18 protein-coding genes are annotated in these 23,276 nt (G+C 74.5%); 10 read left to right on the top strand and 8 right to left on the bottom strand.

The features are described from left to right. Window positions 1-53 precede the first annotated feature (53 nt). Window positions 54-1,073, top strand: a complete 1,020-nt coding sequence (locus tag ACQZ2A_RS04765) for a glycosyltransferase family 2 protein (RefSeq protein WP_430207769.1) — start codon at window positions 54-56, stop codon at window positions 1,071-1,073. A 241-nt stretch (window positions 1,074-1,314) separates the two neighbouring features. On the opposite strand, the gene ACQZ2A_RS04760 is transcribed toward ACQZ2A_RS04765, so the two are convergent. Together ACQZ2A_RS04760 and ACQZ2A_RS04755 are read right to left on the bottom strand one after the other, a co-directional pair. Further along, window positions 1,315-3,639, bottom strand: coding sequence for a CDP-glycerol glycerophosphotransferase family protein (locus ACQZ2A_RS04760; RefSeq protein ID WP_430207766.1), 2,325 nt, complete (start codon window positions 3,637-3,639; stop codon window positions 1,315-1,317). Window positions 3,640-3,687: 48 nt separating this feature from the next. Further along, window positions 3,688-5,205 carry an LCP family protein gene (locus ACQZ2A_RS04755; protein ID WP_430207763.1) on the bottom strand — a complete coding sequence of 506 codons (1,518 nt, stop codon included), beginning with the start codon at window positions 5,203-5,205 and terminating at the stop codon, window positions 3,688-3,690. 132 nt (window positions 5,206-5,337) lie between these two features. Here ACQZ2A_RS04755 and ACQZ2A_RS04750 point away from each other — a divergent pair, with 132 nt between their 5' ends. Together ACQZ2A_RS04750 and ACQZ2A_RS04745 are read left to right on the top strand one after the other, a co-directional pair. Beyond that, complete coding sequence (locus tag ACQZ2A_RS04750; RefSeq protein WP_430207760.1) at window positions 5,338-6,597, top strand: LCP family protein; 1,260 nt, start codon at window positions 5,338-5,340, stop codon at window positions 6,595-6,597. A gap of 111 nt (window positions 6,598-6,708) precedes the next feature. Further along, window positions 6,709-8,229, top strand: coding sequence for an LCP family protein (locus ACQZ2A_RS04745; RefSeq protein ID WP_430207758.1), 1,521 nt, complete (start codon window positions 6,709-6,711; stop codon window positions 8,227-8,229). A 6-nt stretch (window positions 8,230-8,235) separates the two neighbouring features. Here the strand turns inward: ACQZ2A_RS04745 and ACQZ2A_RS04740 are convergent, their stop codons facing one another. After that, window positions 8,236-9,141 (bottom strand): serine hydrolase, encoded by a 906-nt coding sequence (locus tag ACQZ2A_RS04740; RefSeq protein WP_430207755.1) that lies wholly within the window; start codon window positions 9,139-9,141, stop codon window positions 8,236-8,238. Continuing rightward, entirely contained in the window at window positions 9,134-10,030 is an 897-nt protein-coding gene (locus ACQZ2A_RS04735) for a LysR family transcriptional regulator (RefSeq protein ID WP_430207752.1), read from the bottom strand. Before ACQZ2A_RS04735 ends, ACQZ2A_RS04740 begins: the two co-directional genes overlap by 8 nt. Window positions 10,031-10,134: 104 nt before the next feature. Here ACQZ2A_RS04735 and bla point away from each other — a divergent pair, with 104 nt between their 5' ends. From bla to ACQZ2A_RS04720, 3 genes are all read left to right on the top strand, one after another. After that, the gene (gene bla / locus ACQZ2A_RS04730) at window positions 10,135-11,043 is read left to right on the top strand and encodes a class A beta-lactamase (RefSeq protein ID WP_430207749.1); all 909 of its coding nucleotides are present in this window, start codon (window positions 10,135-10,137) and stop codon (window positions 11,041-11,043) included. 98 nt (window positions 11,044-11,141) lie between these two features. Then, the gene (locus ACQZ2A_RS04725) at window positions 11,142-11,678 is read left to right on the top strand and encodes a PAS domain-containing protein (protein WP_430207747.1); all 537 of its coding nucleotides are present in this window, start codon (window positions 11,142-11,144) and stop codon (window positions 11,676-11,678) included. Continuing rightward, a complete protein-coding gene (locus ACQZ2A_RS04720; RefSeq protein ID WP_430207744.1) occupies window positions 11,675-12,676 on the top strand; it encodes a methyl-accepting chemotaxis protein in 1,002 nt (333 codons plus the stop codon). Before ACQZ2A_RS04725 ends, ACQZ2A_RS04720 begins: the two co-directional genes overlap by 4 nt. A gap of 96 nt (window positions 12,677-12,772) precedes the next feature. Here the strand turns inward: ACQZ2A_RS04720 and ACQZ2A_RS04715 are convergent, their stop codons facing one another. The 3 genes from ACQZ2A_RS04715 to ACQZ2A_RS04705 form a co-directional block, all read right to left on the bottom strand. Then, on the bottom strand, window positions 12,773-14,233 hold the full coding sequence (locus ACQZ2A_RS04715; protein WP_430207741.1) for a DUF222 domain-containing protein: 1,461 nt from the start codon (window positions 14,231-14,233) through the stop codon (window positions 12,773-12,775). A 106-nt stretch (window positions 14,234-14,339) separates the two neighbouring features. Continuing rightward, the gene (locus ACQZ2A_RS04710; protein ID WP_430207738.1) at window positions 14,340-14,588 is read right to left on the bottom strand and encodes a hypothetical protein; all 249 of its coding nucleotides are present in this window, start codon (window positions 14,586-14,588) and stop codon (window positions 14,340-14,342) included. 117 nt (window positions 14,589-14,705) lie between these two features. Further along, the gene (locus tag ACQZ2A_RS04705; protein ID WP_430207735.1) at window positions 14,706-15,872 is read right to left on the bottom strand and encodes an acyl-CoA dehydrogenase family protein; all 1,167 of its coding nucleotides are present in this window, start codon (window positions 15,870-15,872) and stop codon (window positions 14,706-14,708) included. A 141-nt stretch (window positions 15,873-16,013) separates the two neighbouring features. On the opposite strand from ACQZ2A_RS04705, the gene ACQZ2A_RS04700 reads away from it, so the two are divergent. From ACQZ2A_RS04700 to ACQZ2A_RS04685, 4 genes are all read left to right on the top strand, one after another. Then, entirely contained in the window at window positions 16,014-18,200 is a 2,187-nt protein-coding gene (locus tag ACQZ2A_RS04700; protein WP_430207732.1) for an FG-GAP-like repeat-containing protein, read from the top strand. A gap of 111 nt (window positions 18,201-18,311) precedes the next feature. Continuing rightward, entirely contained in the window at window positions 18,312-19,391 is a 1,080-nt protein-coding gene (gene wecB / locus ACQZ2A_RS04695) for a non-hydrolyzing UDP-N-acetylglucosamine 2-epimerase (protein ID WP_430207730.1), read from the top strand. A 10-nt stretch (window positions 19,392-19,401) separates the two neighbouring features. Then, the gene (locus ACQZ2A_RS04690) at window positions 19,402-20,544 is read left to right on the top strand and encodes a glycosyltransferase (protein ID WP_430207728.1); all 1,143 of its coding nucleotides are present in this window, start codon (window positions 19,402-19,404) and stop codon (window positions 20,542-20,544) included. 8 nt (window positions 20,545-20,552) lie between these two features. Beyond that, the gene (locus ACQZ2A_RS04685) at window positions 20,553-22,067 is read left to right on the top strand and encodes a lipopolysaccharide biosynthesis protein (RefSeq protein WP_430207725.1); all 1,515 of its coding nucleotides are present in this window, start codon (window positions 20,553-20,555) and stop codon (window positions 22,065-22,067) included. A gap of 18 nt (window positions 22,068-22,085) precedes the next feature. Here the strand turns inward: ACQZ2A_RS04685 and ACQZ2A_RS04680 are convergent, their stop codons facing one another. After that, a complete protein-coding gene (locus ACQZ2A_RS04680) occupies window positions 22,086-23,264 on the bottom strand; it encodes a glycosyltransferase family 4 protein (RefSeq protein ID WP_430207722.1) in 1,179 nt (392 codons plus the stop codon). Between the last annotated feature and the right edge of the window lie 12 nt (window positions 23,265-23,276).

Below are 23,276 nucleotides of genomic sequence, written 5' to 3'. Positions count from 1 at the left end.
AGCATACGGGTCGGGTAGCGTGACCTCCCCGCATCCCCGACGACAGGTCCGCCGTGCCCGCCCCGAGCGTCTCCTACCTCGTCCCGGTCCTCAACGAGGCCGCACGGCTCCCCGACGCGGTGCGCGGGGCCCTGGCCCAGGACTACGCCGGCGCCCAGGAGGTCGTGGTGGCGCTCGCGCCGTCCACCGACGGCACCGCCGAGGTCGCGGCCCGGCTGGCCGCGCAGGACGAGCGGGTCCGCGTCGTGGACAACCCCGCCACGGACATCCCCGCGGGCCTCAACCGGGCGCTGGCCGCCTCCACCGGTGAGGTCGTCGTGCGGGTCGATGCCCACTCGGCGCTGCCCGAGGGGTACACGCGGCGGATGGTCGAGGTGCTGCTCGAGACGGGCGCGGCGAACGCGGGCGGCATCATGCGAGCCGAGGGCCGGACCCCGCTCCAGGAGTCGGTGGCCCGGGCCTACAACAGCGGGCTGGGCCTCGGCGGCGGGGTGCACCACGCCGGCGAGTCCCCCGGTCCGGCCGAGACCGCCTACCTCGGCGTCTTCCGCCGCGAGGCGCTGCTGGCCGTCGGCGGCTACGACGAGTCGCTCCGGCGCGGCGAGGACTACGACCTCAACGTCCGGCTGCGCGACGCCGGGTACGACGTGTGGTTCGTCCCGGACGTCGAGGTCACCTACTGGCCGCGCGAGTCCTGGCGCCCGCTCGTCCGCCAGATGTGGGCCACCGGCGTGTGGCGCGGGGAGATGGTGCGCCGCAGCGGCCGCACGCGGGTGCGCTACCTCGCGGCGCCCGCGGTCGTCGTCGGTCTCGGGGCGAGCGCCGTCGTCGCCGCGTCGGGCCTGGACCGCCGCCACCCGCTGCCGTTCGCGCTCGCCCACCTCGCGCCGGTCGCCTACGGCGGGTTCCTCGCCTACGCGGGCGCCACGGCCGGGGCGACAGGTCTGCGCCCCCGGCTGCGCGACGCCGCCGTGGTCGCCACCATCCAGGCCTCGTGGGGTGCCGGGTTCCTCAAGGGCGTCACCCGGGGTGCTGGCACGACGGTCGACCGCTCGCGGGTGCGCCGGGGCTGAGTCTCGCCGGTGCCCGACGGCCCCGCCGGTGTGCCATGACACGACGACACCGCAACCTCACCCCGGCACCGCAGCCCGACCCCGGCACCGCAGTCCGACCCCGGTAGCACGGAACCACCCCGAATCCGCTTCGCCGGTGCCCGACCGCCCCGCCGGTGTGCCATGACACGACGACACCGCAACCTCACCCCGGCAAGGCAGCCCGACCCCGGCACCGCAGCCGACCCGGCGACGGGAGACGTCAGCGGCGCGGGAGGGTCCCGAGCGCGAGCAGCCGGGCCACGACCCGCTGGGAGGCGTGGCCGTCGTCGAGCGGGTTGAAGTCCGCCCGCCACCGGGCGTAGCGGGTGGCCCAGCGGGCGCGTTCGTCGGGCTCGTCGGCCCGGGCCACCGCGGCCGCGACCTCCTCGGTGGTGCGCACGAGCGGCCCCGGCGCGCGCCCGGCGAGGTCCCAGGCGAAGCCACGCACCTCGTTCTCGTAGTGCTCGGCGTCGGCGACGTGGAAGACCATCGGCCGGCCGGTGGCGCTGAAGTCGAACATCACCGAGGAGTAGTCGGTGACGAGGACGTCGGCGAGCGCGAGGAGGTCGCTGACGTCCGGGTGGGCGGTGACGTCGAGGACCCGGTCGGCCGCCACCTCGGTGCGCAGGCCGAGGGTGCGGGCGTGGCCGCGCACGAGCACGGTCCACCCCTCCCCGAGGTGCTCGGCGAGGGCGACGGGGTCGAGGGGGTCGGGTCCGTCAAGCGCGTCGTCGCGCCAGGTGGGGGCGTAGAGCACGACGCGCGGCGTGGCGACACCCAGGGCGGCCCGCGTCTCCTCCCCCGACGAGGTGACGACGAGGTCGTTGCGGGGGTATCCGAGGGTCCACATCGGCCGGACGACGGCGTAGCTGCGCCGCAGGGCGCGAGCGCCGAAGTCGTTCTGCGCCAACATCGCCGACCATCTCGTCGACTGCTTGACGACGGCGGCGAACAGGCGCGGCGTGCGGTCGCGGCGGCCCAGGGCGATGCGCTTGAGCGGCGTGCCGTGCCACGTCTGGAGGACGAACTGGTCCCGCCGGGGGCGCCACGAGTCCTCGATCCAGTCGTTGAGCACGAGGAGGTCGGCGCGGTCGCGGGCGGCCCGCCACTCCGGGGTGCCGACCCGCACCGCGGTCGCGCCCTCGGGCACCTCGACGCCGTCGCGCGCCACCGACCAGACGCGCTCGACGCCCGGGGCCACCCGGGCCAGCTCGCGGTCGATGGCCGCCGGGTTGCAGGAGACGTTGCGGCCGTGGAAGCTCTCGAAGAACGCGACGCCGCCGACCGACGACGGTGCCACCGTGGGCGCGCCGGTGCCGATGACGGCGTCGACGCGGTCGACGACCCGGGCGGCGGACCGGCCGTCGCGGTGCTCGTGGAAGCGGTCGGCCAGGGCGCGGGAGAACGCCAGCGCCTCGTCCCGCCCGGGCGAACCGGGCCAGCCCTCAGTGAGCCGCTCGAGCGCCTCGGGCCACGTGGCGGCGACCCGGCCCCCGGTGGTCACGGCGTACGGCTCGTAGAGGCCGTGCCGGCGGCCGTACTCCTCGACGTCGGGGGCGAGGAAGACCAGCACCGCCCCCGTGGCCGCCGCGTCGACGACGATCGAGGAGTAGTCGCTGACCACGGCGTCGGCGGCGGGCAGCACCCGCAGGACGTCGGGCTCGGCGCGCGCGTCGAGCAGCCGGACCGCCTCGGACCGGTGGCTCCAGTCGCCGACGGCCAGCGGGTGCGGGCGCACGAGCAGCACGGCGTCGTGCGCGGCCAGCCACTCCTCGATGCCCCGCCACTCCTGCGCCGTCGGGACCACCGGGTCGGCGGCACCGTCCCGCCAGGTCGGCGCGAGGAGGACGACCCGGCGCCCGCCGAGCGCGCCGACCGCGGCCTCGACCCGGGCCCGGGCCGCGGCCCGCCGCTCGTCCTCGGGGCCGCGGAAGAGCACGTCGGTGCGCGGCTCGCCGAGGACCTCGACGCGGGAGGCATCAGCCCCGAGCGAGGCCGCTATCCGCGGCACGACGGTGGCGGACGAGACCGGGATCAGCCCGATGCGCTCGCCACCGCGGCGGTACATCGCCGCGAGCAGCCGAGGCACCGGGCCACGGTCGCCGACCACGGGCAGGCGCATCGCGGCGGGGCTGTCGAGGTGCATCCGCTTGAGCGGGCTGCCGTGCCAGAGCTGGAGGACGAAGGCACCACCGGTGCCGAACCGGCTGGCGTCCCCGAACCCGTGGGTGAGGACGACGACGGCGGCCCGGGTCGCCGCCCGGAAGGCCGCGAACGAGCCGTGCGCGAGGACCCGGACGCCGAGGGCGCGGGCGTCGGCGGCCTCCTGCGGGGTGCGGGCCAGCCAGGTGACGCGGTCGGCGCGGCCGCGCGCGACGAGCTCCTCGACCAGCGCCCGGGCGCCGTCGTGCACGCCGTACGCGCTGCCGACCACCCAGGTGCCCGGCCGGCGCGGCACGAACCGGGTCACCAGGTCACCAAGGGCGTAGCGCGGGAGCCAGAGGACCTTCTCGACGTTGCGTCGGGCAAAGGCGGTGTCGGGCACGGGCGCCATCATTGCGCATGCGCCACGGGCGGCACGGGCGGCGCCGGGTCAGCCGGCCGAGCAGACGGTCGCGAGGTCGCCGGTGTTGGCGTCGGGGTCGGTGCCGGGCCGCTCCATGACCGCGGGCGTGGAGGCCTTGGGCTTCGGGGCGGCCGCGCTCTTCGCCGGGGTGCCGGCCTCGGGCTTGGTCGTCGACGACGTCGTCGGCGGCGCGCTGGTGTCCTCGGACGCCTCGATGGCCTTGGCCACCGTCGAGCGCACGACCTGCGGGTCGTAGTCCCACGGCTTGATGAGCGGCGGGACGAAGTTCACCGCGGTGATCTTCTCCTGCTTGGTCTTCACCGCCACGTCCGCGAGGCCGGCGAGCGCCTCCTGCGGGATGTCGGTGCGGAAGACGCCCTTCGTCGCCGCGGCGAGGTCGCCGAAGTTCAGCAGCACCGTCTTCGGGTCGAGCTGCTTGACCAGGGCGGTGACGACGCAGCGCTGGCGCGCCATCCGCTCGTAGTTGGTCGACTGCGTGCGGCTGCGGGCGTACCAGAGGGCGTGGAAGCCGTCGAGGTGCTTGCGGCCCGGCTCGATCCAGTCGAAGATCTCGCGCGACCCGCCGCCCATCGGGGTGCGCCGCTGGACCGTGATGTCGAGGCCGCCCACCGCGTCGACCAGGCTGCTGAACCCCTTGAGGTCGACCATGACGTAGTACTGGATGTCCAGGCCGGTCAGGCTCTCGACCGCCTCGCGCGTCGCGAGCAGCCCGGGGTCCGGTGTGCCGGCGGGGAAGCGGTCGGCGTGGTCGTGGCCCCAGGTGTACAGGGCGTTGAGGAGGCACTCGTCGCCGCAGGTCCACCCCTCCGGCATCAGCCCGGCCATCACCGACCCCGGGCGGAAGTGGATGTTCTCGGTCTCGCGCGAGAACCCGAACAGGACGGCCTTGCCGGTCTCGGCGTCGACGCTGGCGAGCTGGATGGAGTCCGGGCGCAGCCCCACGCGCCCAGCCCCGCTGTCGCCACCGAGCAGCAGCACGTTGTAGCGGCCGTCGACGGCCCCCGCCGCCTGGCCGGTGCCGAACACCGAGGTCATCGCGGCGCGCGCGGTGCCGACGGTCGAGCCCAGCCAGCCGACGAGGCCGGGCACGAGGAGCAGGACGAGCAGGAGGACGAGCATCCGCTGCCGGTCGCGGGCCGGGAGCCGGTCCGGGCGCCCGAGCCGCCACGCGTCGACGAGCAGCACGACCCACAGCACCGCGAGCGCGACGAGCAGACCCTGGAGGACGAGCAGTCCGAGGCTCGAGGTGACCAGCGCCAGCACGGCCGCGCGGTCGAGCAGGCCGACGAGGACGAGGAGGATCGCCGCGGCGATGACACCGGCCCACACGCGCAGCGCGAAGCGGCCGAGCGGGCGGCTGCCCGCCGCGACCTGGGCGCTGCCGGGGAGCACGAGGGTGAGCAGCAGCAGGGTCACCGCGCGGCGGCGCTCCCGGCCGCCGGCGCCGCGCCCGCGCGTGTCGACCCGGACGGCGTCGGGATCGACGCGCCGGTCGAGCACGCCGGTACCCCGTTGCTCTCCCATGGTGAGCCAGTATCGGCAGGGTCGGCGTGGGCGTGGTCGAGGCGCGCCGGGGCCGGGGGGACCGGCTCGGACCGCCCGTGCGGGCCCAGCCGCCATACTGGGTGGTCGCACCGAGAGGACCGGGAGCCCACGATGACCGCTGACGACCGCGCCCGTCCGATCCCCCAGGGGTCGGCCGGTCGGTCCGACGACGACGTGTACACGGTCGACACGCGTCGCCGCGGCCGGGCTGCGCCCTCCACCCCGCGCGCCGGCCGCCCCCGGGCTGCCGCGCCCCCGCCGGCCCCGCCGGCGGGCGGCTACGACGAGTACGGTCGCCCGCTCCCGAGCGGTGGGGCACCCGGTGGCCGCCCGCCGGGGACCGGTCGACCGCTGCGCGAACCCCGCGAGCCGCGCGGCCCCCGCCGACCCCGTCGCGCCCGCCGGGTCCTCTCCCTCGTCGTGCTCCTGCTGGTCGGGTGGGTCGCGTTCACCGCGGTGGCGCCGTGGCACGCGTGGTCGACCGTCAGCCGCGAGGACACCGAGCCCTCCGGGGAGCGCCCCGCCGCCGGCGACGGCAACACCTACCTGCTCGTCGGCTCGGACAGCCGCGAAGGACTGAGCGCCGCGCAGAAGAAGGCCCTCGGCACCGGCAGCGCCGAGGGCCGCCGCACCGACTCGATCATCCTCGTCCACGTCCCGTCCGGCTCGGGCAAGCCGGCGCTCATCTCGATCCCCCGCGACAGCTACCTGCCCATCCCCGGCAAGGGCAAGAACAAGGTCAACGCCGCGTTCGCGCTCGGCGGCCCGAAGCTCCTCGTCCAGACCCTCGAGCAGGCCACCGGCCTGCGCATCGACGGCTACGTCGAGATCGGCTTCGGCGGGTTCGCCACCGTCGTGGACAGCCTCGGCGGCGTCGACATCTGCGTGCCGCGGAACATCAAGGACGCGAAGGCGCACCTGAACGTGAAGAAGGGCTGCCAGACCCTCGACGGCGCGACCGCGCTGGGGTACGTCCGCGCCCGCTACTCCGACCCCAAGGGTGACCTCGGCCGCGCCGAGCGCCAGCGCCAGTTCCTCGGGGCCGTGACGAAGAAGGCCGCGACGCCGGGCACCGTGCTGGTCCCCTGGCGCTGGTGGGGCTTCACGCACGCGGCCGCCTCGAGCGTGTTCGTCGGCGAGGACACCTCGCTGCTCGACGCCTACCGCATCCTGTCGACGATGCGGAAGGTCTCCTCCGACGAGGCGCTCAGCCTCGTCGTGCCTGTCTCGGACCTCAACGCCAGCACGAACGCGGGCTCCTCCGTGCTGTGGGACGACCAGCGGGCCAAGGACCTGTTCGGGATGCTGCGCGACGGCACCCCGCTGGAGTCGCCGCCCGAGGGCACCGACGGCAAGCCGACCGGCGGCTGACCCCTCCCGGCACCCCGCCGGCGCTCTCAGGGGACGCCCAGCCCCGGCCGTTAGACTCCCGGGGTCCCGCGCCCGCGGGACCCCCACGAGCACCCCGACGAGAGGACCCAGGTGGACGGCGCCGCGCACCGCGGGGGCGAGCACGAGCCCGACCCGCACGACGCCTTCCCCAGCCGGCGCGAGGTGCACGGCACGGGTCGCCGCCCGTGGCGCCGCCGGCTGGCCATCGCCCTGGTGCTCGTCGTCGCCCTCGGGGGCGCGGGCGTCGCGTACGCGACGTGGCGGCTGAACGCGAACATCACCAAGGTCGACGTCTCGAAGGCCATCGGCACCGACCGCCCCACCCAGGCCGCCCAGGCCCGCGGCGCGGTCAACATCCTCCTGGTCGGGTCCGACACCCGGGAGGGCAAGGGCAACGACGCCATCGGCAAGGTCGTCGAGGACCCGGGCCAGCACTCCGACACCAACCTGCTGGTGCACCTGTCCAAGGACCGCACCTGGGCCACGGTGGTCTCGATCCCCCGCGACTCGATGACCAAGGCCCCGCCGGAGTGCTCCCCCACCGCCCCCAAGGACCAGTGGGTCACCCGGCAGTGGAACCACAACTACAAGATCGGCGGCATCGGCTGCCTGATCCGCACCCTCGAGGGCAACACCGGGGTGCGCATCGACCACTACGGCGTCGTCGACTTCCGCGGCTTCCAGTCGATGGTCCAGGCGCTCGGCGGCGTCGAGGTCTGCACGACCGAGGCGATCGACGACCGCGAGTCGGGCCTGCGGCTCAGCCCCGGCACGCACACCCTCAAGGGCAAGCAGGCGCTGGCCTACGTGCGCACCCGCAAGTCCGTCGGTGACGGCTCGGACCTCGGCCGCATCCAGCGCCAGCAGGCCTTCCTGTCCTCGATCGCCCAGAAGGCCACCTCGAGCCAGCTGCTCTTCGAGCCGACCCGCCTCTTCGGCTTCCTCGACGCCGCGACCAAGTCGCTGACCACCGACCCCGAGTTCGGCCTCGGCACGATGAAGGACCTCGCCGAGAGCGTGCGCGGCATCGGGCTGAAGAACATCGAGTTCGTCACCGTGCCCAACGAGGTCTACCCGAACGACGAGAACCGCGTGCAGTGGCAGCCGTCCGCCGAGCTCATCTGGGAGTCCTTCCGCGAGGACCACCAGCTCGGGCGCAAGCCCAAGCCCGGCGCCACGCCGTCGCCGAGCGCCACGCCGCTCAGCGTCTCCCCCGATGCCGTCCGCGTGCAGGTGCTCAACGGCTCCGGCGCCTCCGGCCTCGCGAGCCAGGCCGCCGCCGCCCTCGGGGTGCAGGGCTTCCGCGTCACCGGCACGGGGAACGGCGAGTCCCGCACCGGCACGCTCGTCGAGTACTCCACCGGCCAGGAGGAGGCCGCCCGCACCGTGGCCGCCGCCTTCCCGGGGGCGAAGGTCGAGGAGGCCACCGGCCTCGGCCGGACCGTCCGGGTCACGATGGGGGCCGGCTCGAAGAACGTCGTCGAGGTCGAGAACCGCACCGGCACCAAGGCCCTCCCGAAGCAGCCCGTCTCGGCCCCGACCCCGGCGCCCACCCCGACGCCGACCATCTCGGCCCGCGCGGCGAACGCCGACATCTGCAAGACGTCCTGACCCCGGTCACCGCACGAGGTCGTGCACCGCGCGGGCGGCCGCACCGAGGGCCGCCTCGGCCGCGGGCTGCACCGAGGCCGGGACGCTCGACGTGCTGAGCGCCACGACGACCACCCGGGCCCCGTCGGCGTGCTCGACGACCCCGGCCTCGTGCCGCAGGTTCAGCAGGGTGCCGGTCTTGGAGGCCCACCGCGCGTCGTCGGAGGACAGGTCCGGTGCGAGACGGTGCCGGATGACGTTGCCGCGCAAGTGTTCCCGCAGCCGTTCGGCCACGAGGGGATGCAGCCCGCGCCCGGTCCACACCACCTCGAGCAGGTCGGCCGCCGATCGCGCGGTCAGCACGTTGGTGCGCGCGACGTCGAGCTGCCGGACGGGGTGCCCCCGGGCGGGGGTGCTGCCGCGGATCGCCAGCGTGTGGGCCAGGTGCCCCTCGTGGACCGGGAGCCGGTCGAGCGGGGTGTCGGACAGGTCGGCGAAGGGGTGCCGCACCACCATCGGGGTGATCCCGAGGTCGGCGAGGTCGGAGGACACCTCCTCGGGAGGCACCAGGCGCAGCAGCGCGTCGGCGGCGGCGTTGTCGCTGACGGTGAGGGCCATCCCCACGAGGTCGTCGACGGCGACGCGGGCCGGGTGGCGGAAACGGCCGAGCCCGGGCGTCACCTCTCCGGGGTCGCCGGCGGGCACCTCGACCGGCATCGCGCCGTCGAGCCGGCCGTCCGCCACGCGGGTGCACACCGCGAGCGTCAGCGGCAGCTTGGCCAGCGACGCGGCCGGGGTGAGGACGTCGGCGTCGAGGTCGGCCTCGCGCCCGGAGCGCAGGTCGCGGGCGAGCAGCCCGGCCCGGAGCCCGGCGTCGGCGAGGTCGTCGCGCAACCGGGCGAGCACGCCGGAGCGGCCCGTCCGCTCAGCCACCGGTCACCCTCCGCGCGCCGAGTGCGGCGCCGAGGTCGCCGGCGACCGCCGCCAGCAGGGCCCGGACGTCGTCGCCGCTCTCGCCGACGAGCCGGTACCCCCGGACGAGCTCGACGCCGGCGAGGGGCCGCCACTCCAGACCGAGGTCCTGCGCCTCCAGGGCCGAGCACAGCAGCAGGTCGTCGTCGGCGAGGACACCGGCCAGGGCCGCGGTCCGGCTGCCGTCGACGGGTAGCTGCCCCGGCAGCAGCCCCGCGGCGGCCCCGGCCCGCACGAGCACGTCGCGCACGTGCGGCACGTCGTCCTCGGGCGCGGTCCGCAGCCGGGTCCCGGCGAGCGCGTCCGGGTGGCCGCGTCCGCGCCGCGAGGTGCGCAGCCGCTCGAGGCGCACGGGCCCCTCCCCCGGCACCCGCCCGCCCACGCCGAGCGGGACCGTCCAGGTCGCCTCGTCGCCCGGGGCGGGGAGGAGGGCGGTGCGCACGGCCTGGCGGGCGACGAGGTCGGCCCGGGCCACCGGCCCGGCGGCCAGCGGCTCGACCCGCAGGCCGGCGTCCCGGCCGCCGGCATCGAGCACCGCGAGGTCACGCACGGCGCACGCCTCGGGGACCGCGAGGGTGAGCGGTCTCCGGCGGGCGCGCTCGGCGTCGAGCTCGAGCTCCTCGGCGAGGGCGACGAGCCTGCGGGCGGTCGGGACCAGATCGCGACCGAGCGGCGTGAGCACCGCCCTGCGGGCGGTCCGTTCGACGAGGGCCCCTCCGAGGTGCTGCTCGAGGGCCGTGAGCCGGCGGCTGGCCACGGACTGCGCGATGCCCAGCGCCCCGGCCGCCGCGGTGACGCTCCCCCGCTCGTCGAGCTGCGCGAGCACGCGACAGGCGGCGAGGAGGTCCACCCCGCCACCGTACGGCGCCCCGCCCCCACGACCCATGCCGGATCGGCATCGGTCCGCGCGTTCGCGCACTCGTCCGCATGAGTCGGGCGCCGCAGGGTGGGCGCATGACCACGACGACCCGACGTGCCCTGACCACCCTCCCCCTGCTCGCCGTCCTGACCCTGGGGTCCGGCGCAAGCGCCCCGGCCGCGGCCCCGGCCGCGCCCCCGAGCGCGACCGCGCACGCCGGCGACCGCGCCTTCACCGCCCTCGAACGCACGCACGGCGCCCGCCTCGGCCTCACCGCGGTCGACACCGGCACCGGCCGGGTCGTCTCGTGGCGCGGCGGCGAGCGCTTCCCCTTCGCCTCGACGAACAAGGCGTTCATCGCAGCGGCGGTGCTCGACCGGGCGAGCGACGCCGAGCTCGACGAGGTCGTCCACTACACGCGGGCCGACCTGCTGGAGTACGCCCCGGTGACCAGCCGCTTCGTCGACACCGGGATGACGGTGCGCGAGCTGATCGACGCCTCGATCCGGTACAGCGACAACACCGCTGCCAACCTCCTCGTCGCGCGGCTCGGGGGCACGACCATGGTCACGTCCTGGCTGCGCGCCCACGGCGACCGGGTGACGCGGGTCGACCGCCTCGAGCCGGAGCTCAACGAGGCACTGCCGGGCGACCCACGGGACACCACCACGCCGCGCCAGTTCGCCGACAACCTGCGCGACACCGTCCTCGGACGGGACCTCGAGGTCGGGGACCGCACCCTGCTGCGCGACCTCATGCTGAACTGCCTCACCGGGGACGGCACCGTGCGGGCCGGGGTCGACCCGGCGTGGCCGGTCGCCGACAAGACGGGGACGGCCGAGTACGGGGTGCGCAACGACGTCGCCGTCGTCTACCCCGCCGGGCGCGCACCCGTCGTCGTCGTGGTCCTCACCCGCACCGACCGCGCGGACGCCGCGCCGGACGACGCGCTGGTCGCGGCGGCCACGCGCGAGGCCGTCACGCAGCTCACGGGTCGGCGCTGACGAGGCCCACGTCGTTTCTTGACCGGATCTTTCTCGACCTGCCCGCGGCGCGACCGATGGGAGGGCTGACCACCAGCCATCCCGGAGAGGGGTTCCCCATGACGCGCACGGCGCCCAGCGGTGTCGAGCGGACGTTCGGTCGCGACGAGATCATCGTGACCAAGACCGACCTCCAGGGTCGAATCACGTACGCGAACGAGGTGTTCTGCCGAGTCTCGGCCTTCGACGAGGCCGACGTCATCGGCAAGCCGCACAACCTGATCCGTCACCCGGACATGCCGGCCGGCGTGTTCAAGCTGCTCTGGGACCGGCTTCAGGCCGGTCAGGAGCTCTTCGCCTTCGTCGTCAACGTCGCCGGTGACGGAGCCCACTACTGGGTCTTCGCGCACGTCACGCCGACCTTCGACGCGCACGGCACCATCATCGGCTACCACTCGAACCGGCGGCTCCCGAGCCGTACGGCCCTGGGCACGATCGTGCCCCTGTACCGGGAGATCCGGGCGCACGAGGCCGGCTTCAGCCGCGCCACCGATGCCTCGGCCGCCGGGCTGTCCTTCCTGCACGAGCGCCTCGCGGGGCTCGGCATGACCTACGACGAGTGGGTCTGGTCGCTCGTCACGGAGGTTGCGGCATGAGCATCGTCAGCAGGCGCGAGCGCGCCCCACGGAAGCAGGCCGCGAGCGGCCGTCGTCCCGAAGTCGAGGTGCTCCGCGACGCGCTCGCCGAGGCCCACCGGGTGGCCGCGGCCGCGGCGAAGGGCGACTCCGAGGCCCGGTTCACGAGCATCGACGGCGAGGAGGCGCACCCCGAGGTCGTCGGCCTCCGGCTCGCGCTCAACGACTCCCTCGACCGCACGGACGCCTTCGCACGGGAGGTGACCGGGGCCCTCGAGGCGATCAACGAGGGCCGCTACTACCGCCAGGTGCTGCCGGCGGGCCTCATGGGCTCGTTCCTGCGCGGTGCGCGCGCCATCAACGCCGCCCGTGACGCGATGATCGAGTCCGACGGCCGGGCCAAGGCGGCCGTGACCGAGCGGCTCGAGCTGGCCGACCAGTTCGAGCAGACGGTGCTCGCCGTCGCCGAGCAGGTCGCCGCAGCCTCGACCGAGCTGTCGGCCACCGCCGCCAACCTCGGCCGCTTCGCCGAGGACGCCGTGCGCCAGGCCGACGACGCCACGGCGACGATGGCCAACCTCGACGGGTCGTCGCGGGAGATCGAGAACGTCATCGCCTTCATCTCCTCGGTGGCGGCGCAGACCAAGCTGCTCGCCCTCAACGCCCAGATCGAGGCCGCCCGGGCCGGCACCGCGGGCCGCGGCTTCGACGTCGTCGCCTCCGAGGTCAAGTCGCTGGCCGAGACCACGGCGAAGTCGACCGAGGACATCACGAACCAGGTGCAGGGGATGATCGACGTCTCCGGCCGCAGCACCACCGCGATCAAGTCCGTCCAGGGCATGGTCCGGGAGATGTCCCCGATGGTCGACGACCTCCGCTACGCCGTCGACGGCAACAGCGAGGCCGGCGCCCAGTCCGCCCACGGGCTCGACCCGCGGATCGGCCAGGGCCTGGCCCAGATGGCCGAGATGCTGCGGGGCGAGGTCGGTACCTTCCTGGCGGTCATGCGCCAGGCGTGACCCCGCGACCCGGCCCGCGTGGAGGCGTGCCGGACGTCGGTGGAGCAGTGCAGGTCGAGCGAACGTGTGTGAACCCGCCGGGGATCCCCGGCGGGTTCACACGCGTTCGCGGGGGCCCGACACGCGGTGCTGGGGTTCGGTGGTGCGGGTCCGGCCGTTCGGGCCGTGCCAGGTGATGGTGCCGTCGGGTGACATGACGGGTCGCCAGCGGCCGAGCTGCTTGAACCGGTGGTGGCGCCGGCAGAGGTCTTCGAGGCCGGTGGGCGTGGTGGTGCCGTCGGGCCAGGCCGTGACATGGTCCAGGTCGCAGCGTTCCGCGGGCCGGGTGCAGCCCCACATCCGGCACGTCCCGTCGCGGGTCTTCACGAAGTCCGTGATCGCCTTGGTCGGCCTGTACGCGCTGGTGGTCAGCGAGGCCAGGGTGCCGGTCTCGGCCTCCAGGACGGCCCGCGCGACCTCCATCGGGAGGACCTTCAGCAGGTTCGCGAGGGTGGCCGGGTCGACCCACCCGAGGTTCGGGAGGTGCGTGCCGGAGACCGCGAATCCCGGTGAGACCTCGGCCATGGTGTCGGCCCGGTCGCAGAACGACTCGGGCGACATCGTCACCCACGAGAGCTCCTCGCGGGTGGCGGGGTCGAGGTCGCCGTAGCGGGTCTCGACCCCGGTGGTGTGGTCGATCAGGGTGTCGTCGTCGTCCCAGTCCACCCGGAACCGCTCACCCCGCATCGGCTCCGGTGCAGGCTCGTTCGTGACGACCGGAACCCCGAGGGTGACCTGCGCGGTGACGCTCACGCTCCGCAGCACCAGGTCGGTCAGGGCGTCGGCGCGGGACTCCGGCACCGACAGCGAGTCATCGACCTGCCGGTACTCACCGGCCAGCTGCTCGACCGCCGACCACATCGCCGCCGAGGTCGCGGTCGGGAGCGAGGCGAACCACTCCGACAGGCCGTCCGCGCCGGGGCACACCTCCACCCGCCGCCCCGTCTTCGTCAACGCCACGTGCGCCGCGACCTGGTCCGCCGCCACCCGCGTGGCCACCCGCCGCGCCTCGGACATCACCCGCGCCGGGTCCAACGCCGCCAACCGGGGCGCGAGCTCGGCATCCACCCGACCGCACGCCTCCACGTCCAGACCGGCGCAGGCGTCGACGATCTTCTGCGCGGTGATGGTGCCCACGGCGCCCTCGACCAACAGCGCGCGCGTGCGGGGGAAGCGCTGCCCCAGCACCGCCCCGAGCGTGACCTTCCGCCCCGCCACGCCTTCGGTCAGGCCGGCCTCCAGGCAGAACATCACCCCCGACATGCCGTCCACGAACCCCACCGGGTGCACCCGCTCCGCCGGGCCATCCCCCGACAGCCGCGTCTCGAACCGCGCACCCCACGCCGCCGACACCGCCACCAGGGCATCAGCACTGTTGGCCAGTCCCTGCGCCTCCCCGGCGAGCGCGAATGCGTCCTCCGACGACAGCCCGTGACCGGACTCCACGAGCTCACGACCCAGCCGCGCGCACTCATCGCGCAGTGCCGCGATGCGGCTCGAGATCGTCCCCCTGTCCATGCCTCATCGTACCGAACAGACGTACGATCGACAAGGGCTTACACAGACGAATTTGGCTGCACCACAGACATTTCGGCTCGGACCCCGGAGCTCGTGAACCAGCGCGTCAGTCTATCTGCGAGGCCTCGCACCGCGCCGCCAGCAGCTCCCAGAACCGGTCGGGGTGCGTGGTCGCGACCGGTCCGAAGAACCCCTGGAACACTCCGCGCACGACGTCGGCGTCGAGATGCTCCAGGCCCAAGAGGGCCTCCGCCTCGGGCAGGTACTCGTCGTCCGGCGCACCGAGGGCGACGAGGCCCTCGGGGTCGGCCTCGGCGAGCGCTCGGCACAGCGACTGCAGGGTGGGACGGGTCATCGGGTCTCCTCGGAAGGCACCGGGGCGCGTCAGGGTGACCGCCCGCTCCAAGTACGCCGCCACGTCGTGGCGCACGCCCACCGCGCCGGACGACGCCACCGCGCCCCGACCCCCGCCTCAGCCCTTGAGCAGCTGGCGCGCCATCACGATCCGCTGGACCTGGTTGGTGCCCTCGTAGATCTGGGTGATCTTGGCGTCGCGCATCATCCGCTCGAGCGGGAAGTCGCGCGTGTACCCGGCGCCACCGAGCAGCTGGACGGCGTCGGTGGTCACCTGCATCGCGACGTCGCTCGCGTAGGCCTTGGCGGCGGCGCCGAAGAACGGGAGGTCGGCGTCGCCGCGCTCGGACTTGGCGGCCGCGACGTAGACCAGCTGGCGGGCGGCCTCGAGCTGCATCGCCATGTCGGCGAGCATGAACTGCACGCCCTGGAACTCGGCGATGTTCTTGCCGAACTGCTTGCGCTCCTTGACGTAGGCCACCGCCTGGTCGAGGGCACCCTGCGCGATGCCGACCGCCTGCGCGCCGATCGTCACGCGGGTGTGGTCGAGGGTCGCCAGCGCGATCTTGAGGCCGGCCCCGACCTCGCCGACGACGCGGTCGCCGGGGATGCGGCAGCGGTCGAAGTGCAGCTCACGGGTGGGCGAGCCCTTGATGCCGAGCTTGCGCTCCTTCTCACCGAAGGAGAACCCCTCGTCGGACTTCTCGACCACGAAGGCCGTGATGTTGTTGCCGCGCGGACCGTCGGGGTCGGTGACCGCCAGGACCGTGTAGTACTCGGACACACCGGCGTTCGTGATCCAGGACTTCTGGCCCGAGAGCACCCAGTCGTCGCCGTCGCGCACGGCCTTGCACTTCATGGCGGCGGTGTCGGACCCCGCCTCGCGCTCGGAGAGGCCGTAGGAGAACGTCGACTCCCCCGCAGCCAGCGGCGTGAGGTAGCGCTTCCTGACCTCGTCGGACCCGGCGATGACGAGCGGCATCGAGCCCAGCTTGTTCACGGCGGGGATGAGCGAGGACGAGGCGCAGACCCGGGCGACCTCCTCGATGACGAGGCAGACCGCGAGCGCGTCGGCGCCGACCCCGCCGAACTCCTCGGCGACGTGCGGCGCGAAGAAGTCCGAGGCGACGAGCGCGTCGTGGGCCTCCTGCGGGTAGCGCGACTCCTCGTCGACGGCCGCCGCGAACGGCGCGATCTTGTCCTCGGCCACCGCACGGACCGCCTCGCGGATCGCCTCGTGGTCCTCGGAGAGCCGGTAGGTGTCGAAGTCGCGGTTGCCAGTCATGCGGGACACGTTACTCGCGGGTACGAAAGCGCCGACGACCCACCTCCTGCGAGTTTTCGCACAAACCGTGGTCGCGGCGGGCCCCGCCGTCCTACATTGCCCTCGGCAGCCGCCATCACCTGACCCCCCGGGGGACGTCCCATGACCACCACCTCTGCACGCGGCCGCGCCCGCGTCCTGCTCGCCGCCGCCGTCGCCGGCACGCTCGTCGCCGGCGCCGTGAGCACCACGCCGGCCGTCGGCGCCGCCCGCCCCGCCGACCCCCGAGCCGACCTCGTCCGGGCCCTCGCGGCCGACGACGCCTCCACCGGGGGGCGCGTCCTCGGTGCCGCGCACGCGTCGGCCGCCCCCGGTGCCCGCAAGGCCTCCCGCACCCTCGAGGCGCCCGGCGCCGCCGGCGTGGCCCCGAGCACACCGTCGGTCGCCGCCACCTGCGACGCCATGAAGGTCGGTGTCACCCAGACCCTCGACCGTACGTACGTGGTCTGGAACCCCGTCGACAACGCCACGAGCATCAGCGTCTCCCGCCAGCGCTTCGGGGGCAGCGCCCGCACCATCGGCTCGGCGCTCCCCGGAGGCACCACGAGCTTCCGCGACACGGGTCAGAACCCGATGGGCTCGGCCGCGTGGTTCGTCACCGCCACCGTCGGCAGCGCGAAGGTCACCTGCCGCACGCCGTCCGACGGCGGGTGGTGGTCGATGAGCAGCGTGGACGGGACCGGTTACCCCGACCTCTTCTTCGCCGGCAACAGTGCGGTGTACGAGCAGGACGAGTTCGGCTTCGCCTTCAAGGCCTGGGACGGCGCCATGGCGCGCCCGACGTTCTCGGCCGACGGCCGCCTCGTGGCCGGGCTCGAGGGCACCGGTGCGGGCACGCAGCTGACCGTGCGGGTGGCCCGCACGGGGGCGGTCCTCTGGCGGGTGGCCTCCCCGGCCGGGACGGCCCTCGACGAGCCGGCCTTCTCCCCCGACGGCCAGCGCATCGTCGCCGGCGCCGTCGACCCCACCGACGCCTCGGTCTCCAAGGGGCTCTACACCATCCCGGTGTGGGGCACCCACACCCCACGGCTCGTGCCGTCCTCGGCCGGCCTCTCCACGCCGGACTGGGTCGACAGCCTGCTCGCGACGCCGTCGACCACGCTCGTCGCCGCCGACCTCGCCCCCGGCGGCGGGCTCGTGCGCGTCGACGCCTCCACCGGGGCGCGCACCCTGCTCGCCGGGACGGGCGGCGGTATCGACCCCACGGGCCTGCGGGACGGCTCGATCCTCTTCGCGACGAACACCTCGACCGAGGCCACGGTCAAGGTCCTCGCCCCCGACGGCACCATCGACACCCGCCAGACCTACCCGAGCAGCGACGTCCGGTGGCCGGTCATGACGCCGGACGGGACGGTCTACCACTTCATCCGCTACCCCGACCCGGACCCGAACAACGCGGGCGGGTTCCTCTGGTCGGTGTTCGCGGTCCCAAACACGCCGAACGCCGTCGGTGAGGCGACCTTGGTCGGCGGCACCTTCGACGGCAGCTCCCCGGGCTTCCAGGGGTTCGACCTGCGCACACCGTTCTCGGCCGGCAGCTCGGACTTCGGCGGCTCGGCCAACCACGACATCATCGCCCGGTCCAGCACCGGTGTCCTCTACTCGTATCCGCTCTCCGCGGACCTGAACCAGGACTTCGAGCCGCGCGGTCGGATCGGCAGCGGCTGGAACGTCATGCGCCAGGTCGTGACCATCGGCGACCTGAACGGCGACCGGCACGGCGACCTCGTGGCCGTCGACTCCAGCGGGAACCTGTGGTTCTACCCGGGCCGGGGCGGGTTCGCGATGGCCAGCAGGGTCAAGATCGGCACGGGGTGGTCGTCCTACGCGGTGCTCGGCACCGGCGACTTCGACGGTGACGGCCGCGCCGACCTCATCGCGCGCGACTCGGCCGGCCGCCTCTGGCTCTACCCGGGCAGCGGCACCGGAGGTGTCCTCCCGCGCCGGCAGATCGGCAGCGGCTGGAGCATCTTCAACGCGATCATCGGCCCGGGCGACTGGAACTACGACGGCCGGACCGACCTCCTGGCCCGCGACCGCTCCGGTGTGCTCTACCTGTACCCGGGCAACGGCAGCGGCGGGTTCGGGACGCGCAGCGTGCTCGGCAGGGGCTGGGACGCCCGGTTCGGCTTCGCCGCCGTGGAGGTCTGGGGCGGCGTCAACGCCCTGTTCACCAAGACGAGCACCGGCCAGCTCCTCGACTACGACAGCGTCGGGGACGGCGTGATGAACAGCAACTACGTCTTCCTCGTCGGAACCGGCTGGTCGTCCTACACCATCACCGGCTGAGTCGGAGCCGGGCGGTCCCGTGGTCGCGACGGGTGGCCCGCACCGCCTCGGGCGTGCGGGCCGCCGTCGTGGATTCGGCGCGGGTCCGGGCCCTCGGTACAGTCCGTGTCCGTGAAGGTGCTCAGCGTCGTCGGCGCACGTCCCCAGTTCGTCAAGCTCGCCCCCGTCGCCACCGCCCTGCGCGCGGCCGGCCACGAGCACGTCATCGTCCACACCGGGCAGCACTACGACGTGGCCATGTCCGACGTGTTCTTCACGGACCTGGGCATCCCCGCGCCGGACACCCACCTCGCGGTGGGCTCGGACACCCACGGGCGCCAGACCGGGGCGATGCTCGCCGCCATGGACGGCGTCCTCGAGGAGCACCGCCCGGACTGGGTCCTCGTCTACGGCGACACCAACTCGACCATCGCCGGTGCGCTGTCCGCGGTGAAGATGCACCTGCCGCTGGCCCACCTCGAGGCCGGCCTGCGGTCGTTCAACCGGCGGATGCCCGAGGAGCACAACCGGGTGCTCACCGACCACGCCGCCGACCTGTGCCTGGCCCCCACCGAGGTCGCCCTGGGCCACCTCGCCGCCGAGGGCCTCGCCGACGTCAGCGTGCTCGTGGGTGACGTCATGACCGACGTCCTCCTGACGGTCCGCGACGCCGTCGCCGGCACCGAGAACGTGCTCCCCGGCGGGGTCGACCCGGCGCAGCGCTACTACGTCGCCACGCTCCACCGCGCCGAGAACACCGACGACCCGCAGCGGCTCCGCGCCATCGTCGACGAGCTCGCCGGGCTCGACGCCCCCGTCGTCCTCCTGGCCCACCCCCGCCTGCGGGCCCGTGCCGCCGAGCAGTCGCTCGACCTCTCGCGCGGCGCCGTCGTCGCCACCGACCCGCTCCCCTACCCGGCGCTCATCCGGGCCGCCATGGACAGCGCCGGGGTCATCACGGACTCCGGGGGGCTGCAGAAGGAGGCGTTCCTGCTGCGGGTGCCGTGCACGACGGTCCGCACCGAGACCGAGTGGACCGAGACGGTCGACCTCGGATGGAACGTCCTCGCCGGCGGGGTGTCCGGTCTCGCGGAGGCCGTGGCCCGCCCCGCCCCGCAGGCCACGGACGCCACGCCGTACGGGGACGGGCACGCGGCCGAGCGGGTCGCCACGGCCCTCGAGGCGGCCGGTCGCGGCCGCGCGCTCGCGTAGGATCGCCGCCGTGCCACGCCCCCGGATCCTGTGCATCTCGCTGTCCCCGATCGCACGCGACGCCCGGGTCCTGCGCCAGCTGCGCGTCCTGCGCGAGCACGGCGACGTGACCACCGTCGGCTACGGGCCGCTCCCGGACGGAGCCACCGACCACGTGTCGGTTCCCGAGCAGCTGAAGACGCTGCCGCAGACGCCGGTCGGTGCCCTCAAGCTCGCGCTGCGCCGGTTGCGCAGTGCCGAGCTCGACGCCCCCGCGGTGCGGTACGCCCTCGCGGCCCTCGACGGGCGCCGCTTCGACCTCGTCGTCGCCAACGACGCCCGCGCCCTCGCGCTGGCCTTCGCCGTCTCGGGCGACGCCCCCGTGTGGGGTGACATGCACGAGTGGGCCCCCGGCCAGCGCGACCAGTACTTCGTGTGGCGGCACATGGTGGCGCCGTTGATGGACCACATGTGCCGCACCTACCTCCCGCGCTGCGCGGCCGTGACGACGGTGGCCGAGAGCCTCGTCGCCGAGTACGACAAGGTCTACGGCACGACCGCCGGGCTCGTCCGCAACGCACGCCCCTGGGAGGACCTCGAGCCCTCGCCGATGCTCGACGGCGGCCGGATCCGGTTGGCGCACAGCGGTGGAGCCGAGCCCAACCGCAACCTGCGCATGCTCATGGAGGCCAGCCTCGAGCTCGAGCACACCTCGCTCGACCTCTACCTCGTCCCGGCCGGCGACGGCGGCGCCTACCTCCGCGAGCTCGAGGAGCTGGCCGCGACGAGCGAGCGCCTCACGATCCACCCGCCCGTCGCGCCCTCCGAGCTGCCGAGCGCGCTCAACGCGTACGACGTCGGGGTGTTCTCGCTGCCGCCCGACAACTTCAACATGGCGAACTGCCTGCCCAACAAGCTGTTCGACTTCCTCCAGGCGCGGCTCGCGTTCGCCGTGAGCCCCTCCCCCGAGATGGCCCGGTTCGTCACGGCCAACGACCTCGGCGTCGTCTCGACCGACTACTCGAAGGAGTCGTTCGTCGCGGCCCTGCGCGAGCTGACCCCCGAGCGCGTGGCCACGGCGAAGCAGGCGGCCCACGACCACGCGCGCACGCTGAGCGACGAGACCGACGTCGCCACGTCGCACGCGCTCGTGCGACGCCTCCTCGGGAGCTGACCCCACCCGTGGCGACCGCAGGTCCGGGAGGCGGGTGGCGCGACCTCCTGCGCCCCCTGCGCCTCGACCGCGAGGCGCCACCGCGCTCGCTCGCCAAGGACAGCGCCCTGAGCATGGTCGGCCTGCTCGCCCAGGGCGGGCTCCGCTTCGTCACGAGCTGGCTCGTGGGCCGTCTGGCCGGCCGCGCGGTGCTCGGCGCCCTCCAGTCGGCGATGTCCACGGCGAGCCTCCTCGCCCTGCTCGGCCCCACCTCGGTGGGCAGCGCGGCCTCGAAGTACCTCGCGCGGGCCCGGGCGACCGGCGACCGCGACGAGCTGCACGCCGTCGCGGTGCACCTGAGGCAGCGCGCGGCCGTCCTCTCGCTCCTCCTCGGTGGGGTCGGCGTCGCCTTCTGGGTCGTCTACGACGGGGGCCGGTGGGTCGACGGCCTCTGGGTGGGCCTCTTCACCGCGGCGTGGTCGGGCTACAGCTTCACGCGCGGCGTCCTCTTCGGCACGGGCCAGGTGCGGCGGGCCACCGCCTGGGACCTCCTCAGCGGGATCGGGGGCGTCGTCGTCCTCGTCGTCGCGCTGCTCCTCGGCCTGCGCGGCCCCGCGCTCCTCGCCCCGCTCGTCCTGTCGTACACGGCCTACGTCCTCGCCAGCTGGCCACGGGTCGCCCGGGCCGAGCGCACCCCGCTCGCCCGCCCCCTGCGCCGCGAGCTCGACGAGTTCGTCCTGCTCGGGATCACCGGGACGGTCGCGAGCGCCGGGTTCCTCCAGGTCGCGATGATCGTCGCCAAGGGCACCGGACCCGAGGACGCCGGACAGTTCGCGGCCTCGATGGCCACCGCCACACCCGCCTCGCTGCTGGCCGTCTCGTTGAGCCTGGCCCTGTTCCCCTCCCTCGCCGAGTCGTGGGCCCGCGGCGACACGGCGACCTTCCTCGACCAGACCGACCGGGCCGCACGCGTCCTCCAGGTCGTCATGGTGAGCATCCTGGGCAGCCTGGCCATCTGCTCGCAGCTCATCATGGCCTTCGTCTGGGGTCCGAAGTTCGACCCCGAGAGCCCCGTGCTGCCTGCCCTCCTCGTCGCCATCACGATGACGACCGTGGCCGTCCCGAGCGTCAACGCCCTCGTCACCCGCTCGCGCCGCCTCATGCGGGTGACGACCGGTGCGAGCTTCGCGGGCCTGTGCACCGGCGCCCTCGTCTGGTGGCTCCTCGGCCCCTCGAGCGCCGTCGACGTCGCAGTCGGCTTCCTCGCCGGCTCCGTCGTCAGCGGCGCCGTGCCGCTCCTCGCCGAGTGGAGGGTCGGGCGGCACCGCTGGGGCTGGGTCGTCCTGCGCCTGCCGCTCGCCGTGCTGCTCGTCGTGGGGGCCGTCGTCGGCCAGCGTGCGCTCGGCCTGCCGGTGTGGGCCGAGCCGTTGACCGCGCTGCTCTTCGTCGCGGTGTGGTGGGTCCTCTGCCGCCGCGACCTCGCCCTCGTGCCGCTGGGTCCGCTCGCCCGGTTCCGGCGGCGCCCCGGCGACGACGTGGCCTGAGACCCGCGGCCCGCCGGGTCAGCGGGTGCGGTGCACCGCGTCGAGGGTGGCGGAGGCCGCCGACCTCGCCGCCGCGCCGAGCGAGGCGTTGGCCTCGGTCCAGTCGGCGAGCCGCGTGGTGCGCTCGGGCGTGCGCTGCTCGCGGACGGCCGCGGACATCGCGGCCGCGACGGCCTCGACCTCGTAACCCGGAGCCCACCCCAGGCGCTGGCTCGTCACGAGCTCGCGCCCCGCGCCCTCGCCGGCGAAGACCACCGGCGTTCCGCTGCCGGTGGCGGCGTAGATCTTCGTGGGCTTGGCGAAGTCGTAGCCGAGGCCGGGGCGGATGGAGACCAGGCCGGCCGCGGCGCCGCGCATCGTCGAGGCGACGACCGCGGGCGGGACCACCCCCCGCAGCTCGACGGCGCCCGGCACCGTGCGCTCGGCCAGGGCCCGGAGTGCGGCCTGCTCGCTGCCCTGCCCCATGAAGACGATCCGCGCGTCGGGGTGCTCGCGGCGCACGAGGGCGAGGGCCTCGACGAAGACGTCGGCGCCCTGCCACTCGGACATCGTTCCGGCGTAGGCGAAGTAGGGCCCGGCCTCGCCGGCGTCGGGACCGTCGGGGGTGAAGACCGAGGTGTCGACCCCGTTGCCCACGAGGAGGATGCGCTCGGCGGGCACGCCGAGCAGCTCGAGGCGCTCGGACACCCCCTCCGAGACGGAGAGGACGAGCACGGCGCGCCGCAGGACGGCGGCCTCGAGGCGGCGCAGCAGGGAGACGACGACGCCGGGTGCCCCCGCGCTCGCGGCGCCGTCGGACCAGACGTCGGCGGCGTAGTAGACGTAGGGCCGCCGGTGGAGGGCGGCGACCAGCCGCACGACGAGCCCGGTGGTGGGCGGCGGTTCGGCGACGTAGAACGCCGGGGGGCGCCGGGCGAGGAGGCGCACCAGCGCCGGCGCGTCGAAGCTGAGGTAGTGGACGTACCCGCGCACGTTGCCGTTCTCGTCGCGGAGCACCGGCCAGCGCGAGACCCTCAGGGCCCCGTCGTGGGTTCCGCCCGCGGTCTGGAGGACCTCGGCGGGCGGGCGGGTCGTCACGACCTCGACGGAGCAGCCGAGCTCGGAGAACGAGTCGGCGAGGACGCGCTGGCGGAACGCGGCCGCACCGACCTCGGGTGCGAAGAGCCGGGTGACGAGGCGGACGACGGGGGCGGGCACGCCCGCGACCCT

Origin of the sequence: Phycicoccus avicenniae, assembly GCF_050496545.1 — a bacterium.
GTDB classification, from domain to species: Bacteria; Actinomycetota; Actinomycetes; order Actinomycetales; family Dermatophilaceae; genus Phycicoccus; species Phycicoccus avicenniae_A.
This window is presented reverse-complemented; position numbering and strand designations above follow the sequence as displayed.

Bases quoted from the DNA above. Each gene is read 5' to 3' on its own strand.
- ACQZ2A_RS04755 (WP_430207763.1), bottom strand. From the start codon at position 5,205: ATGGGAGAGCAACGGGGTACCGGCGTGCTCGACCGGCGCGTCGATCCC.
- ACQZ2A_RS04750 (WP_430207760.1), top strand. From the start codon at position 5,338: ATGACCGCTGACGACCGCGCCCGTCCGATCCCCCAGGGGTCGGCCGGT.
- bla (WP_430207749.1), top strand. From the start codon at position 10,135: ATGACCACGACGACCCGACGTGCCCTGACCACCCTCCCCCTGCTCGCC.
- ACQZ2A_RS04725 (WP_430207747.1), top strand. From the start codon at position 11,142: ATGACGCGCACGGCGCCCAGCGGTGTCGAGCGGACGTTCGGTCGCGAC.
- ACQZ2A_RS04720 (WP_430207744.1), top strand. From the start codon at position 11,675: ATGAGCATCGTCAGCAGGCGCGAGCGCGCCCCACGGAAGCAGGCCGCG.
- ACQZ2A_RS04715 (WP_430207741.1), bottom strand. From the start codon at position 14,233: ATGGACAGGGGGACGATCTCGAGCCGCATCGCGGCACTGCGCGATGAG.
- ACQZ2A_RS04710 (WP_430207738.1), bottom strand. From the start codon at position 14,588: ATGACCCGTCCCACCCTGCAGTCGCTGTGCCGAGCGCTCGCCGAGGCC.
- ACQZ2A_RS04705 (WP_430207735.1), bottom strand. From the start codon at position 15,872: ATGACTGGCAACCGCGACTTCGACACCTACCGGCTCTCCGAGGACCAC.
- ACQZ2A_RS04700 (WP_430207732.1), top strand. From the start codon at position 16,014: ATGACCACCACCTCTGCACGCGGCCGCGCCCGCGTCCTGCTCGCCGCC.